Origin of the sequence: Pseudoalteromonas sp. SS15, assembly GCF_049257195.1 — a bacterium.
Classification (GTDB): domain Bacteria; phylum Pseudomonadota; class Gammaproteobacteria; order Enterobacterales; family Alteromonadaceae; genus Pseudoalteromonas.
In genome coordinates, this window is sequence record NZ_JBMMUD010000006.1 from 53,194 (window position 1) to 66,983 (window position 13,790).

14 protein-coding genes are annotated in these 13,790 nt (G+C 41.2%); 8 read left to right on the plus strand and 6 right to left on the minus strand.

Annotation, left to right across the window (positions count from 1 at the left end; all coding sequences use genetic code 11):
- Position 1 precedes the first annotated feature (1 nt).
- From AAEU28_RS13400 to AAEU28_RS13435, 8 genes are read left to right on the plus strand one after another with little or no spacing between them, the layout of a single operon-like run.
- Complete coding sequence (locus AAEU28_RS13400) at positions 2–433, plus strand: nuclear transport factor 2 family protein (protein WP_421964586.1); 432 nt, start codon at positions 2–4, stop codon at positions 431–433.
- Positions 430–1,167 (plus strand): SDR family NAD(P)-dependent oxidoreductase, encoded by a 738-nt coding sequence (locus AAEU28_RS13405; protein ID WP_421964587.1) that lies wholly within the window; start codon positions 430–432, stop codon positions 1,165–1,167. Before AAEU28_RS13400 ends, AAEU28_RS13405 begins: the two co-directional genes overlap by 4 nt.
- Positions 1,164–2,414, plus strand: a complete 1,251-nt coding sequence (locus AAEU28_RS13410) for an NAD(P)/FAD-dependent oxidoreductase (protein WP_421964588.1) — start codon at positions 1,164–1,166, stop codon at positions 2,412–2,414. The genes AAEU28_RS13405 and AAEU28_RS13410 overlap by 4 nt, the downstream gene beginning before the upstream one ends.
- A 2-nt stretch (positions 2,415–2,416) precedes the next feature.
- Positions 2,417–3,142 carry a DUF1365 domain-containing protein gene (locus AAEU28_RS13415; RefSeq protein ID WP_421964589.1) on the plus strand — a complete coding sequence of 242 codons (726 nt, stop codon included), beginning with the start codon at positions 2,417–2,419 and terminating at the stop codon, positions 3,140–3,142.
- A 2-nt stretch (positions 3,143–3,144) separates the two neighbouring features.
- Positions 3,145–4,419, plus strand: coding sequence for a class I SAM-dependent methyltransferase (locus tag AAEU28_RS13420; protein WP_421964590.1), 1,275 nt, complete (start codon positions 3,145–3,147; stop codon positions 4,417–4,419).
- Positions 4,397–4,891 carry a DUF2878 domain-containing protein gene (locus tag AAEU28_RS13425; RefSeq protein ID WP_421964591.1) on the plus strand — a complete coding sequence of 165 codons (495 nt, stop codon included), beginning with the start codon at positions 4,397–4,399 and terminating at the stop codon, positions 4,889–4,891. The genes AAEU28_RS13420 and AAEU28_RS13425 overlap by 23 nt, the downstream gene beginning before the upstream one ends.
- 17 nt (positions 4,892–4,908) lie before the next feature.
- On the plus strand, positions 4,909–5,403 hold the full coding sequence (locus AAEU28_RS13430) for a chalcone isomerase family protein (protein WP_421964592.1): 495 nt from the start codon (positions 4,909–4,911) through the stop codon (positions 5,401–5,403).
- On the plus strand, positions 5,400–5,936 hold the full coding sequence (locus AAEU28_RS13435; RefSeq protein WP_421964593.1) for a DUF3833 domain-containing protein: 537 nt from the start codon (positions 5,400–5,402) through the stop codon (positions 5,934–5,936). Before AAEU28_RS13430 ends, AAEU28_RS13435 begins: the two co-directional genes overlap by 4 nt.
- A 31-nt stretch (positions 5,937–5,967) precedes the next feature.
- Here AAEU28_RS13435 and AAEU28_RS13440 read toward each other — a convergent pair whose 3' ends face one another.
- The 6 genes from AAEU28_RS13440 to AAEU28_RS13465 form a co-directional block, all read right to left on the minus strand.
- A complete protein-coding gene (locus AAEU28_RS13440) occupies positions 5,968–6,312 on the minus strand; it encodes a hypothetical protein (RefSeq protein WP_421964594.1) in 345 nt (114 codons plus the stop codon).
- 64 nt (positions 6,313–6,376) lie between these two features.
- Complete coding sequence (locus AAEU28_RS13445; protein ID WP_421964595.1) at positions 6,377–6,850, minus strand: DUF2059 domain-containing protein; 474 nt, start codon at positions 6,848–6,850, stop codon at positions 6,377–6,379.
- Between the two features lie 10 nt (positions 6,851–6,860).
- Positions 6,861–8,180 (minus strand): serine hydrolase domain-containing protein, encoded by a 1,320-nt coding sequence (locus tag AAEU28_RS13450; protein ID WP_421964596.1) that lies wholly within the window; start codon positions 8,178–8,180, stop codon positions 6,861–6,863.
- Between the two features lie 143 nt (positions 8,181–8,323).
- The gene (locus AAEU28_RS13455; protein WP_421964597.1) at positions 8,324–9,826 is read right to left on the minus strand and encodes a methyl-accepting chemotaxis protein; all 1,503 of its coding nucleotides are present in this window, start codon (positions 9,824–9,826) and stop codon (positions 8,324–8,326) included.
- Positions 9,786–10,298 (minus strand): PAS domain-containing protein, encoded by a 513-nt coding sequence (locus AAEU28_RS13460; protein ID WP_421964598.1) that lies wholly within the window; start codon positions 10,296–10,298, stop codon positions 9,786–9,788. Before AAEU28_RS13460 ends, AAEU28_RS13455 begins: the two co-directional genes overlap by 41 nt.
- 205 nt (positions 10,299–10,503) lie before the next feature.
- A complete protein-coding gene (locus AAEU28_RS13465) occupies positions 10,504–13,713 on the minus strand; it encodes a S41 family peptidase (RefSeq protein ID WP_421964599.1) in 3,210 nt (1,069 codons plus the stop codon).
- Between the last annotated feature and the right edge of the window lie 77 nt (positions 13,714–13,790).

The following is a 13,790-nucleotide window of genomic DNA, read 5'->3' on the forward strand; positions in this document are numbered from 1 at the left end:
TATGTCGAATAATGCCCTGATATCAGATTTTTTGAAGCTGTATAACCAACTAGACAAGTCGAATCTTGGACTACTCGGCGAAGTCTACGGTGACAATATTGTGTTTGAAGATCCGCTTCACAGAATAGAAGGTTTGCCTGCGCTTACCGACTATTTTGCAAACATGTATGAAAACCTGAACCAAGGCCAATTTGATATTCACACCTCATTTGAGCAAGACAACAAAGCCAGCGTGTATTGGGTGATGACCTTTTCGCACAAAAAGATAAAACAAGGGCAACCGCTTAAAGTGAATGGTAACACTTACCTTGAATTTGAAAATGGCAAGGTTGTTTACCACCGTGACTATTTTGATGCAGGTGAAATGATCTATCAGCACCTGCCCGTGTTTGGCACTGTGATTAACTTAATCAAACGCAGGACTGCAGCATGAGTAGTCACTCTAAGGTAGTCGTCATTACAGGCGCTTCTTCGGGCATTGGCGAAGCCTTGGCGCTTGAGTATGCGCAGCAAGGGTTCGCGGTATATGCGTGTGGAAGAAATCAAGCAAAGTTAGATGCGTTAAGTGAGAAATCAGCAAACATCACACCGTGTATTTTCGATTTAAATGACAAAAACGCACTTAAAAGTGCCTTGCCAAAAGACTTAGCTATTGACCATTTAATTCTAAATGCGGGTACTTGTGAGTATATAGATAACCCTAAACAGTTCGATGGCGCATTGTTTGAGCGAGTCATTCAAACTAACTTAATTGCCGTGGGTTATTGTTTAGAAGCTTGGTTAAAGCAAATGAAGTTTGGTGGTCAGGTTGGTTTGATGAGTTCAAGTGCCGCCTATGTACCACTGACGCGCGCTGAAGCCTATGGCGCATCAAAAGCGGGCATTACGTATTTAGCTAAAACCCTCAGTGTAGACCTAGAGCCACAAGAGATTGGCATCAGTGTCATTCATCCTGGCTTTGTAAAAACACCGCTTACCGATAAAAACGACTTCGATATGCCTGGCATTATTGAAGCCGATGATGCAGCCAAAGCCATTTTCAAAGGCATGAACAAAGGCACATTTGATATTCATTTTCCTAAAGGCTTTACGTGGACGCTTAAAGTCTTATCTCTTTTACCCTTTAGTCTCTGGCGTCCGCTCGCTAAAAGGATGATAAAAACATGAAGAAAATTGCCATCATAGGTAGTGGTATTTCTGGTTTAACCTGCGCTTACTTGTTATCGAAAAAATATGATATCAAGTTATTTGAAAAGAACGATTATATTGGTGGTCATACGGCCACTGTTGATGTCGAGGTCGATGGTAAAGAGTATGCTATTGATACCGGCTTTATTGTTTGTAATAACAAAACCTATCCAAACTTTTTAAAACTGCTTAGCCAAATTGGCGTTGACTATAAAGACACTGAGATGAGTTTTAGTGTCCATAATGTTCAATCGGGCTTAGAGTACAATGGCAATAACTTAAATTCGTTATTTGCGCAGCGCCGAAACATTTTGAACCCTAAATTTTGGGGGCTAATTAGAGAAATTTTACGTTTCAACAAGGCCTGTAAAGCGTTACATGCTCAGCAAATTGCCCCTCATTTAACACTGGGTGATTTTTTAGACGAACAGCATTTTTCAGACTATTTTAGCCAGCACTATATTTTGCCAATGGGTGCTGCTATTTGGTCAACCAGCTTACAAGAAATGCGCGACTTTGAACTCCGTTTCTTTGTGCAGTTTTTCTATAACCATGGTTTGTTAAACATCAGCGACCGCCCGCAGTGGCATGTGATTAAAGGCGGCTCTCGTGAATACGTGAAGCCATTAACGCGTGAGTTTGCAGACAAGATTTGTCTCAATAGTGATATAAGCTCTGTAACACGTAACGAAGATAGTGTTGTGGTAAAGCTCGCCGATGGCAGTGAAGAATTATTTGATGAAGTGGTATTTGCATGCCATTCAGATCAAGCACTTGCATTATTGGCAGATGCGAACGAACAAGAGCAGCAAGTACTTGGCGCTATACCTTACAGTGAAAACCAAGTGGTGCTTCATACCGATACCAACATGCTGCCAAAGCGCCCACTTGCTTGGGCTAGCTGGAACTACCGTTTAGACAATACCAATATGCGCCCAGCCGCGGTGACCTACAATATGAATATATTGCAGGGTCTGCAAAGTAACACCACCTTCTGTGTGACATTGAATCAAACGGCCATCATAGATAAGTCTAAAATATTAAGAGAATTTACCTATCACCATCCGGTGTTTAACAAGCAAAGTATGGCAGCGCAACAGCGTCGCTCTGATATCTGTGGTAAAAATCGCACCCACTTTTGTGGTGCATACTGGTATAACGGCTTCCACGAAGATGGTGTGCGTTCAGCATTAGACGTATGTAAACGATTTGAGTGTGAGCTGTAGTTATGAATAGCGCGATTTATCAGGGCCAAGTTAGACACAGACGTTTTAGTCCGAAAAGTCATGAGTTTAACTACACTATGACGCAACTCGCGCTAGACTTAGATGAAGTTGAAGAATTAGCAGCAACTCATTCAGTATTTAGTTTGAAAAAATTTGCGCCTATGAGTTTTTTTCAAGCTGATTATGTAAAAAATGAACCGGGTAATTTAAAACAACGTATAGCAAGTAAAGTTTCCCAATTGGGTGGGAAATGGGATGGCGAAAAAGTCACGTTAATGGGCCAGTGTCGATGTTTCGGTTTTTATTTTAGCCCTGCAAACTTTTATTTTTGTTATCAAAATGACGGTGAGTGTCGCTACATGCTGGTTGAGGTAAGCAATACACCTTGGCTTGAGCGTCATTACTATTTGGTCGATTTACAAGGCGATATGAAAACTCAAAAAGATTTTCATGTATCTCCTTTTATGGACTTAGACATGCAATACCATTGGCGGGTAAAGCCACCAGCAGAGCAGGTTTTGGTTCATATTGAAAATCATAAAGACCATAAGCAATTTGATGCCACGCTTGCGATGAAAAAGTGTGAAATAACAAAAAGCAGTTTGTTCAAAGCTTGGCTGTCGGCGCCGCTAATGCCAATTAAAGTAGTCGCTGGCATTTATTGGCAAGCTGCTAAATTGTTTGCCAAACGTATCCCGTTTATTGCGCACCCTGAGACTAGAGGTTAATAATGGAACAGTCATCTACCAATGTCACCGCAACAACGAATCTAGAGCAACTTTCTTGGTTTGAGAATAAATGTCGTAACCTAGTTATTTCGTTACTCGATAAATTACAAAAAGCCAGTTTAGAAATAGAAGAAGCAGGACAAATAACTCGTTTGGGTAATGTGGACGCTAAGCTATGCGGCAAGATCATCGTGCAAGATACGTCTATGTATGTCGACTTCGTAAAAGGGGGCAGCATAGCAGCTGCAGAAGCCTACATCGCGAAAAAATGGACGACACCAAACTTAACCGAAGTTATCCAAGTATTTGCCCGTTGCCAAGAACAACTTGATGAAATAGAGAAGCAGGGCGCGTGGTTTACCCAACTGAAAAATAAGATTTTTCATCGGAAAAATGCCAATACCCAAAGCGGTTCAAAAAATAATATCTTGGCGCATTACGACCTTGGCAATGAGCTGTACACTCGGTTCTTAGACAGCACTATGATGTACTCAAGTGCCATTTATAACGAAACGGCAACCGAACTACATGAAGCGCAACTTAACAAGCTTAAAACAATCTGCGACAAGCTCGATTTAAAGCCGACAGACCATTTAATTGAAATTGGCACTGGTTGGGGCGGCTTGGCAATATTCGCTGCTGAAAACTATGGTTGTCAGGTGACTACAACGACAATTTCAGATGCACAATACGAATTTGCGGTTGAGAAAGTAAAAGCCAAGGGGCTTGAAGATAAGATCACTTTGCTTAAAAAAGACTACCGCTTACTCGAAGGTAAATACGATAAGCTAGTTTCAATTGAAATGATTGAAGCCGTTGGTCATGAATTTATGGCGGAATTTTTCGCTAAGTGTAATAGCCTGCTTAAAGATGACGGCTTAATGCTTATTCAAGCCATTACCATTTTAGATTCGCGTTACGATCATTACCGTACTAACGTTGACTTTATTCAGCGCTATATCTTCCCAGGTGGTTGCCTGCCATCTATTGCAGTTATGAGCAAACACGTTGCCGAGCAAACCAACATGATGCTCGATAATATTCAAGATATCGGTTTGCACTACGCAAGAACACTAGCAGATTGGCGTAAAGGCTTTGATGCAAATTGGCAAGCGCTTACCGAGTTTGGCTTCGACGAGCAGTTTAAACGATTATGGCATTTCTATTTGGCGTACTGTGAAGGCGCGTTTTTAGAGCGTGTGATTAGCACTCATCATTTAGTGCTTCGTAAGCCTAATTATCGAAACGATAAAGATGAACAAATTTGCCGTTATTAACTTCTTCCTATTCCAGCTTGTATGGTTTACCTGTGCTTTGTTAACCGAATATGCAAGCTGGCTTTTATTGCCCTTAATTGCACTGCACTTCGCAGTATTTAAGCATCGATCCCGAGATTTCAAGCTGTTGCCGATTGCCTCTGTCGGCATAGCGTTTGATTTTTTGATGTTTAAGTTGGGCATTTTAACCTTCAATGAAGGCTTCTTTCCGGCTTGGTTATGTTTACTTTGGCTGATGTTTGTGCTTAGTCTTAATTATTCTTTTGATTGGATGAATAAACTAAATGTATTTATTAACGCGTTAATCGGTGGCATTTTTGGCCCGCTAAGTTACTTTGCCGCGGTTAAATTTGGTGCGTTGGGTATGGGCGTTGCGCAGACACAATTCTTATTTATTTATGCCCTTGGTTGGGCGTTAATCATGCCACTGCTGATCTTTTTAAATAACAGACCGTATTACAAGTTAAGCTAAATCAACAGGAACACGTCATGCGTGTGATTTTTTTAATTTGTTTTTTATTTTCTTTAAACAGTTTTGCCTCTCCGGCACAAGACCTTACAAAATACGGTGAGGGTCAAATGTCTGTGATGTTTTGGGATCTGTATAAAGCAGAGCTGTTCGGACAGACACCAAGCTATCAAAGCGATACATCTCCAATCGCGCTGAAAATCACTTACCTCAGAGACATAGACAAAGAAGACTTGATAGAAGCCACGTTAGATCAATGGGTTCATATTGGTTATGAAAATGAAGCCATACCAAATTGGGCAACACAACTTGAGCAGATCTGGCCCGATATCAAAGAAGGCAGCCAACTGACGATACTTGTTCACCCCGATGGCGTGTCAGATTTTTATGATGCAACGCGCAAAATAGGCAGCATGACAGATCCGCAATTTGGCAAAGCCTTTCTCGCGATTTGGCTCAGTGAAAAAACCTCGGAGCCTAAACTGCGTGCGCAACTTATTGGAGAGAAAAAATGATCAGAGTGCTAACACTCATCTTAGGATTCATGTTTGTAGTTGGATGTTCAAGCAATCATATTGATGATTACGTCGGTAAAACACCAGAGCTTAAATTGGAGAAGTTTTTTCAAGGTGAGCTAAAAGCTCATGGTGTGGTGCTCGATAGAAGTGGTGCATTTCAGCGCAGTTTTACCGTGAAGTTGATCGGCACTTGGCAGCAAGAAAATGGTCAGCTAAAAGGCAAGTTAGATGAGTGGTTTGTTTATGATGACGGTGAAAAAGACACGCGCACTTGGCTAATAACAAAAACCGCTGATGGAGTGTATACGGGCACTGCGAATGATGTAATTGGTCAAGCAAACGGTCAGGCACGTGGAAATGCCTTGTACTGGCGATATGACTTAGAAATTCAATATAAAGGCGAACCTTTAGTGGTTACCCTCGACGATTGGATGTATTTGGTCGATGAAAACCGCTTAATTAATCGTACAGAGATTATTAAGTTTGGTTTTAAAGTGGGTGAAGTATTGTTGAGTATTGAGAAGGTGTAAGTCACCTTCTCATCTTTTTTGCTTGTTTGAATTAATTCTTTCGTTTCTCAAACGAACTAGAAATAATCAATAATGAAGTTATTATTATAGTAATGTCATGAAGCGGTATTGAGATTACAGGATCGAGCTTAATTGCCAATAAAGCAAATAGTATGCAAGGGATCAAAGTTGCTAAGAATTGATGTTTGTAGAACCTATGGCCAACTAAACTGAAATACAAAGCTGCTAGAACAGTTCCAACAAGTGCTGATATACAGTAAGTTAAACCATATTGTACTGTAAGAGTCACTTCTTGATTGTAGACGTCCAGTCCGAAGACAAGCATAGCTGCAGTCAAACCAATTGTTAGATAATGCACTAATAATTCTTTATTCATTGTTTTCCTTATCTTTTCTTTTCTTTCCTACAGATATCCAACTAATGACCACTCCGTATGTTGGTTAATTTTGTTGCTCTGATAGTTGCTTTAGTCTCTCAGCTTCTTCTTTTATCATAGCTTGCAATTCTGGCATATTCTCCTGAACACGTGCAGCGCCAATCTGCGCACCTTGAGCCATAAGTTGAGGCATTTTCTCTATGGTTTTTTTACCTGTCGGTGTTTCGTAAAAAGCCGTTAATTCTTTTAATTCTTGAGCAGTAAACGCCTGCGAATAAATATATATGAACTCGAACTCTAAACTTTCCCAGCTCATATGTTTTTGGAAAAACTTCATCATTACTGATTTGAAAGGAGCCAGAGTAGGTTGTTGCTGAATTTGTATGTCTACCATATTAGACATTGAGTCATTCATGACCTTGTCCATATCCATGACTTTCATTAGTTTTGCAGCCTCAACTTCCGCCTCTGAGTTTGCGATTGAAGTGAATGAATAAGTCAGTAAGACTGCAAGCAATGTTATTTTTATAATTTTCATTTGGATGTCCTTAAAGTATTTTTCGCAAAGACTGACCTTCACCCCGATAAAGGCTAACGGGCGTCAATGTTATTGCTTCATTGGTTTTCTTCAGTTTATAGTAGTTTTCGGTACATTTAAATGAAAATGCTTTATCTGCTCTTAAGGTTAGACGTTGCTTAGGTTCGTTATTTATTTGAGCAAAAAACAGATTATTTTCTTGTGAGATAGTCATAATGCGTTGGTCAGTAAATTGATACTTTCCCACTAAGTCTTCAGCGAAACCTGTATTAGTATAAGTAATTGGCGAGGGGGATAAGTTTAATTGTTTTGCAATCATATCTAGCACTAATGGACCAGGGTGCTTAGCATCATTATTGCTAAATGCCACGGCATATAGGTCGTTTTCAGACAGGTAAATAGACCAAGTCATGAATCCAGGGATCCAGCCTTCGTGGTTAATGGTCATTTTGCCGCTAATGGGGTAATTATAGAGGCCAAACCCATAAGGCGAAGTTTCGCCATTATTTAAAAGCGCAGGGGTAATCATCAGTTGATAACTTGCCTTCGAAATGACTCTGCCATTAATGAGTGCTTGATGCCAGCGACCCATATCTTCAAGCGTGGAAGCAATCGCGCCAGATGCATGCACCCAGCTTCTGTCTACTTTGAAAGGTGTATCATTAGCGCTGGTATAGCCTGTTATACCTGTATTGCCTTCACCGCGTTCTATGACGTATGAGCTATTCATTTGTATAGGCTTGAAAATATGCGTTTTGAGATAGTCAGCGTATGTTAAACCCGAAGCGACTTCAATGACTTTGCCAAGCAATACATAACCTGTGTTGGAGTAGTTAAACAACTCGCCGGAGCTCGCTATGACAGACTGTTTTGTGATCTCTTTTATGATCCCCTCAAGACTTCTTTCTTGGTGCCAAATATTTCTAATTCTCGGGTCATTGTTATAGTTTGGTAAACCTGAAGTATGGCTAAGTACACGTTCAATGGTGACTTGTGAGTAGTCTTTTGGCAGGCCTTCAATGAAATCTCCAAGTGTATTCGACAACTTTAATTTATCGCGCTCAGCAAGCTGTAAAATGGCTGCAGCAGTAAATTGTTTTGATACTGAACCAATTTGAAAAACGTCATCAAGTTTGAGTTGTTGTTTATTTTGTATATTTGCAAGACCAGCTACACCGCTGTAAATCACCTTTCCAGATTGTTCTAACCTGACAGCTATTCCGGGGTTTGAATCAGAGCTATAACAAGCAAGCGTTTCGTCAAAATTATTATCATATGCGAGAGTAGAGAAACTGAACAAAGTTGAGAGTAATACTGCTGTCCTGAGCATAGGCTTTCCTGATTTTGAGCGTTGTTATGACTGTTGTGCTATAGGCTTTCGTAAGAATAATATCGCTAAGTCATTAATTTATAGAGTAAATGAGGCAATTCCATATTATTAAACGCTTTAAACTTAACCTTAGATGAACCATGCTAGAACAAGTCTATTTCGCTATCACCGCTACCGCTGGTTGATTCAAAATGCTTTTTCTGCTCAGCGAGTTCGTCCATTAGATTGACGAGCTGCTTGCTGGCCGCTTCTGCATTTGCGAATTCTTGCTGAATATGAGTTTGAAATTCTAGGTTTGTTTGCCAATCGGTGTTAAGCAGTGCAATGGCATTGTGAACATGCTCATGAACCGCTTTGTGTGGCGTATTAATTTGCGCGTAGCAGGGTAAGTGGGAGTACTCTTGTTGCCCTTCACCTTGATGATACCATTGTCCAAAGCGGCAGTTATGATGGTCAACGAGAATAGACTGTGCATTGTCACCATGTGCTTCGTTGCGCTCTACAGCCCAATAGGCTCTTTGCATATATAAAGTATGATCAACTTTAGTTAAGGTGACATTACAAATTGCATGCACATTAGAAACTAACTCAAATACTTCTTGTGACGCTCGCATAACGCTCTCAAAGCCCCCACCAAAAGACTCTATTAAGCCTTTTGATTCGGTCGAGGCGGTTGCCATATGTTGTGAGTTTTCAAGCACACTATTTAATGCGGTGGCAAATCGTTCGGCAATTTCGCCTATACTGCTTGCTGTTTCTTTAGTGGTTTCTGCAAGATTTTTTACTTCATCAGCGACAACTGAAAACCCTCTGCCATGTTCACCAGCCCTTGCTGCTTCTATCGCTGCATTGAGAGCAAGCAAGTTGGTTTGATCTGCTACTTTTACTATGGTGCTGACCATTTCGGTAATTTGTTTACCCGCCGTTGATAATTCAACGGTAGTATCCGATAACTCGTGTGTTTGGGACGCGAATGACTCTATGGTGTTGAACAGTACACCCACATTTTCATTGTTATACATGGTGATATTTAAAGAGTCCTGAGACAAGGTCTGAATATTGGTCATGTCTTTTGCTATTTTATTCAGATCTCTTTGTGTGGCGCTGAGGTTATCAATTAAATTGTCAGCTTTATTGTTAGAAAGCTCGCTCAATGTATGATCTTTTTGTGCTCGCCAATGTGAGACTTTCATAGACTCAATCGACTTGTCGATAATAGACAAGTTTGCATGAAAACCGGGTTTTAGACCTTGTTGCAGTGTTTTACGGTAAAAACGCGAATCATTTGCTGCTTTAAAGCAGGCTTGCATTTCACGCATTGACGCTTCTACTTGGTCAATTGCGGCATTGAGATTCCACGCTAGCTCACTGTAATTGGAGTGCTCAGAAATGCCTGTGATCCTCACTTCGAGGTTGCCATCAGAAAATGCGCGACTTGCATCGAGTATAGTTTGGTATAAGGGATCATCATGGCTTGGCTTTTTTTTGTTATTGAAAAGTAGCGCCAGGCTTAGCCATACGACTGGTGTTATTAACCAAATAATTTCGCCGGTTTTTTGGTAAATACTAATAACTAAAATACATATTAGTACCAGTGACACCAAGTTAGTTGGCTTTTTGATTAAATTGTAGAAGTGTTGCCACATAATCTTCTCCAAGCCCATCTAGTTGTGATTCTAGGAATTGCCAAGAAGATTGCATTGCATCTTGTTTGTTTGATGTTTTAGCTTCAACTTCTAGCATATGAGAATAAATCGGTTCAATAAGTTGAATGAGTGCCGGGCTAGGTTTTCGTCTTACGGAGTAATACCCCATTACTTGACCGTTTACGTCGTAACTTGCTGTGATGTTGGCAAATGCCCAGTAGAAGTCGCCATTTTTGCAGCGGTTTTTCACCAATCCAAAGAATTCATCTTCAGCGCCAATGGTGTTCCAAAGCGATAAGTAAACGGCTTTAGGCATATCTGGATGGCGAATAATATTATGAGGTTGGCCTAGTAGTTCTTGTTCTGTGTAGCCTGAAATTTCAATGAAGAGCTTATTGCAATAAGTAATATGACTGTGTGTATCAGTTTTTGAAACTATGATCTCATTTTCAGGAAGTATGATTTCAGCCATGGGAAAATTAAACTTATTATCGTACTCTTATGTGTAGTCGAGGCTGGGCTTAAGTTCAATTTATTGATGCATTTTTTTAAAGTAATCAGAAGTCTTTGACGAAGATAAGTCGTATAACGTTATGTTGTTAGCAGGATGAGGGTCATGCGATTAAATTCAGTAAAATTAAGGCCTAGAGAAACTTACTCCCTAGGCCTATACACGGTTAGTCTACTTTTTTAAGTAAAACTTCGACTGCTTTTTCGATTTGTTTATCACGACCTTGCTCAACTGATTGAGGGTCATTCTTAACAAGGTGATCTGGCATGGTTTGGTTGTTTTCTAGGTATTCACCTTTGGTGTTCTTAATACCCACTTGAGGCACACCCGCGCGGAAATCGCCTGAAATCCCCATTTCCCACCAAACTGCCGTCATTGTACCTGGCACCGGCATACCCACCATTTCACCTAAATCTAATTGATCGTAAGTGTAAGAGAATGCATGGGCATCACTGTAGTTACCTTCGTTGATAAGCAGCACAGATGGTTTGTTCCATTGATCGAGCGGATCGCCGTGATACTGACGGCCGCGAACATGCATGGTGAAGTACTCTTCGCCACTCAGTAGTTTTGCAAGATCGTTGTGTAACCAGCCGCCGCCATTAAAGCGAGTGTCAACAACAATGGCTTTCTTATCAAAATGTTTACCTAACAGACGAGAGTAAACGGCTCTAAAGCTTGGATCGTTCATGCCACGCACATGCACATAGCCAAGTTGACCGCCTGATAATTCTTCTACCAGAGCTTCTCTTGATAACACCCAGCGATCGTACAGTAAGTTATTAATAGTGCGGCTGTTTGTTGGTTTGATGACTTCATCAAAAAGCGCGCCATCAGTATCTACAAAAGTGAAACGTACACGTTGACCTGCAGTGTGGTTTAACAACTTGAATAAGTTTTGTGACTCGCTTAATTCAACGCCGTTTACAGCTTTTAGCGTTACCCCAGGTTTTACCTTGCTGCTGGCTTTATCAAATGGACCTTTAGCCAGTACCTCTTCAACCATAAATGGGTTTACATCATTGAAAAACAAACCTAAACGGCCAGTAGCATCATCGGTTGGCTTAGGGGCAGGGCGGTAAGATGAACCAATATGTGATGCATTTAGCTCGCCAGTCATTTCAGCAAATAGATTCGCGAAGTCACGGCCATGGCCCACTGATGCCACTTTGGCACGGTAAGATTGACCAACTTGGTCCCAGTCGATGCCGTGATAGTCATCGCGATAGAATTTATCATCAATGATGCGCCAGCTGTGATCGAACATAAATTCACGCTCTTTAGCAGCTTGTAGTTGCATTACAGGCTTGGTCGAAATAGGTTTAAGCGCAATTTTGTTGCCTACTTTACCTTGACGTAGCGTGCCATCGGCAAGAATAACAATGTTCTTTTCATCTTCGCTAAACGTCATGCTTGCTCTGCGTGCATTTAGTTTTGCAACCAACTCTGTTTTTCTATCGCGAATTGAATGACGCCATAAGTCATAGCCTTTTTCAAAACGCGCAAAGTAGTAAAGTGCCTTGGTGTCTTTTGTTAAATACGCTTGACCAAGATCTGATGCATGAACAGTCAGACGCGCTGTGCGCTGTTCGATGTTATCCCACTCAATCTCAAGCTTTTCAGCTTTGTCTTCAGTGCTTTTATCGTCTTGTTTTTCTGTTTTTGAGGCTTTTTTCTCAAGCTCTTTATGCAGTGCATACTCTTCTTTAGAGAATCTAAAACGGTCATAGCTGTCTTGTGTTAAGAAAGCGGCCATCACGTCGAATTCTCTGCCCCAACTGCCGTGATCACGTTGGCCATAGCGAGCGCTGGCCCACAGAACCGCTTCACCATCGGTATGCCAAGAAGGTGAGGTATCGTTATAACCCGACAAGCTGATATCGCGAGGTTGTTGTGAACCATCAGATGGGAAAACGCCGATATTTGTCACAAACAGTCGACTTCTTGGTGCGAAATCCGCAGTCATCCAATAACTATCTGGTGCCCATGCAAAGGTGATATCGCCATCTGCATACGAGTAGTTATGCTCTTTACCCAGTGCAACGTTTACTTTTTTAGATTCACGATCGATAACTTGAATTTCATCGCGAGCAGATAAAAACGCAATTTTTTTACCATCTGGTGAGTAAATAGGTTGGAAGCTATCTGTATCTACTTGATGAACGACTTCTTCTTTTAATTTAGTCGCGGCAAAGAAATAAGGCTCTGACTCATCGGCAATCGATGTTTCATATAACCCCCAGCTGTTGCCTCGTTCTGCAGCGTATAACAGGGTTCTGCCATCTTTATGGAATGACACTGAACGCTCTTGCTGCGGCGTATTGGTGATTGCGCGTGTCGTCCCGAATTCTGTGCTAGCAACAAACACTTCTCCACGCGCCACAAACGCCACTTCTTTACCATCTGGCGAGACAGAGTATTCGGTGATTTTGCCACCTAACATGGTTGGCATCATATCGTCTTCTTGCACATCATTGGCGATATTGATCTTCACATGCTTAGGTCTGCCACCTTTTGACGTGTAGACACTGCCATGGTGCACAAATGCCAGCGTGCCATTGTCACTGATAGATAAACTGCGAACAGGAAATTGCTTAAAGTCAGTGATTTGCTTTTTGTTATCGCCATCTAAATCGGCGCGCCAAACGTTAAATGCACCCGACTTTTCTTCAGACGTATAATAGTAAGTATTGTTATCAGCCCAAACCGGGTTGTGATCGCCGCCCGCAAATGTTGTCAGTTGGGTGTGTTTGCCTGAAACTAAATCTTGTAGCCAAACATCACGAGCAAATGCAGATACATCGTGCTTTCTAAACTCGTTTTCGTAAGCCTTTTCATCACGATAAAGTACTTTCTTGCCATCAGGAGAAAACTGTAATTCTGATGCTGGAATGGTTGATAGCATCTTAGGTGTGCCACCATTTAATGACACCGTATAGCTTTCAGTTAAGCGTGCAGTAGGAAAAATCGTCGAGTCTTTAGAATCTTGGCGTGCTGATGTGAAAAGTACAGCTTTATCATTTTTGGCGAAATCTTGAGGCACATCATTGGCTGAATGGTAAGTCAGACGCTTAGCTTTACCACCTGAAGATGGCATAAGATACACATCTAAATTGCCATTTCTATCACTTGCGAACGCAATATGCTTGCCATCATTAGACCAAACGGGGTGACCATCCCAATCACTGTGTAAAGTCAAGGGGCGAGCTGTTCCTCCTTTGGCTGGTACAGTATAAATGTCACCCTTATAAGAGAAAGCTATTTGCTTACCGTCTGGAGAAATGCTGCTGTGTAAAAACCACTCTTCACTCTTAGAGGCATGTGCTTGAGCAGTTAAAACAGCTAATGCACAAAGCGTATATTTGGCTGATGGCATTGTTGTTGTCCTTTTCGTTTGAGTTTTTTATCGATTATATTTCATCGTTACATAGTAACAACGCATTGACACAAAGT

Coding starts and splice junctions, on each gene's coding strand:
- AAEU28_RS13400 (WP_421964586.1), top strand. CDS start 2: ATGTCGAATAATGCCCTGATATCAGATTTTTTGAAGCTGTATAACCAA.
- AAEU28_RS13405 (WP_421964587.1), top strand. CDS start 430: ATGAGTAGTCACTCTAAGGTAGTCGTCATTACAGGCGCTTCTTCGGGC.
- AAEU28_RS13410 (WP_421964588.1), top strand. CDS start 1,164: ATGAAGAAAATTGCCATCATAGGTAGTGGTATTTCTGGTTTAACCTGC.
- AAEU28_RS13415 (WP_421964589.1), top strand. CDS start 2,417: ATGAATAGCGCGATTTATCAGGGCCAAGTTAGACACAGACGTTTTAGT.
- AAEU28_RS13420 (WP_421964590.1), top strand. CDS start 3,145: ATGGAACAGTCATCTACCAATGTCACCGCAACAACGAATCTAGAGCAA.
- AAEU28_RS13425 (WP_421964591.1), top strand. CDS start 4,397: ATGAACAAATTTGCCGTTATTAACTTCTTCCTATTCCAGCTTGTATGG.
- AAEU28_RS13430 (WP_421964592.1), top strand. CDS start 4,909: ATGCGTGTGATTTTTTTAATTTGTTTTTTATTTTCTTTAAACAGTTTT.
- AAEU28_RS13435 (WP_421964593.1), top strand. CDS start 5,400: ATGATCAGAGTGCTAACACTCATCTTAGGATTCATGTTTGTAGTTGGA.
- AAEU28_RS13440 (WP_421964594.1), bottom strand. CDS start 6,312: ATGAATAAAGAATTATTAGTGCATTATCTAACAATTGGTTTGACTGCA.
- AAEU28_RS13445 (WP_421964595.1), bottom strand. CDS start 6,850: ATGAAAATTATAAAAATAACATTGCTTGCAGTCTTACTGACTTATTCA.
- AAEU28_RS13450 (WP_421964596.1), bottom strand. CDS start 8,180: ATGCTCAGGACAGCAGTATTACTCTCAACTTTGTTCAGTTTCTCTACT.
- AAEU28_RS13455 (WP_421964597.1), bottom strand. CDS start 9,826: ATGTGGCAACACTTCTACAATTTAATCAAAAAGCCAACTAACTTGGTG.
- AAEU28_RS13460 (WP_421964598.1), bottom strand. CDS start 10,298: ATGGCTGAAATCATACTTCCTGAAAATGAGATCATAGTTTCAAAAACT.
- AAEU28_RS13465 (WP_421964599.1), bottom strand. CDS start 13,713: ATGCCATCAGCCAAATATACGCTTTGTGCATTAGCTGTTTTAACTGCT.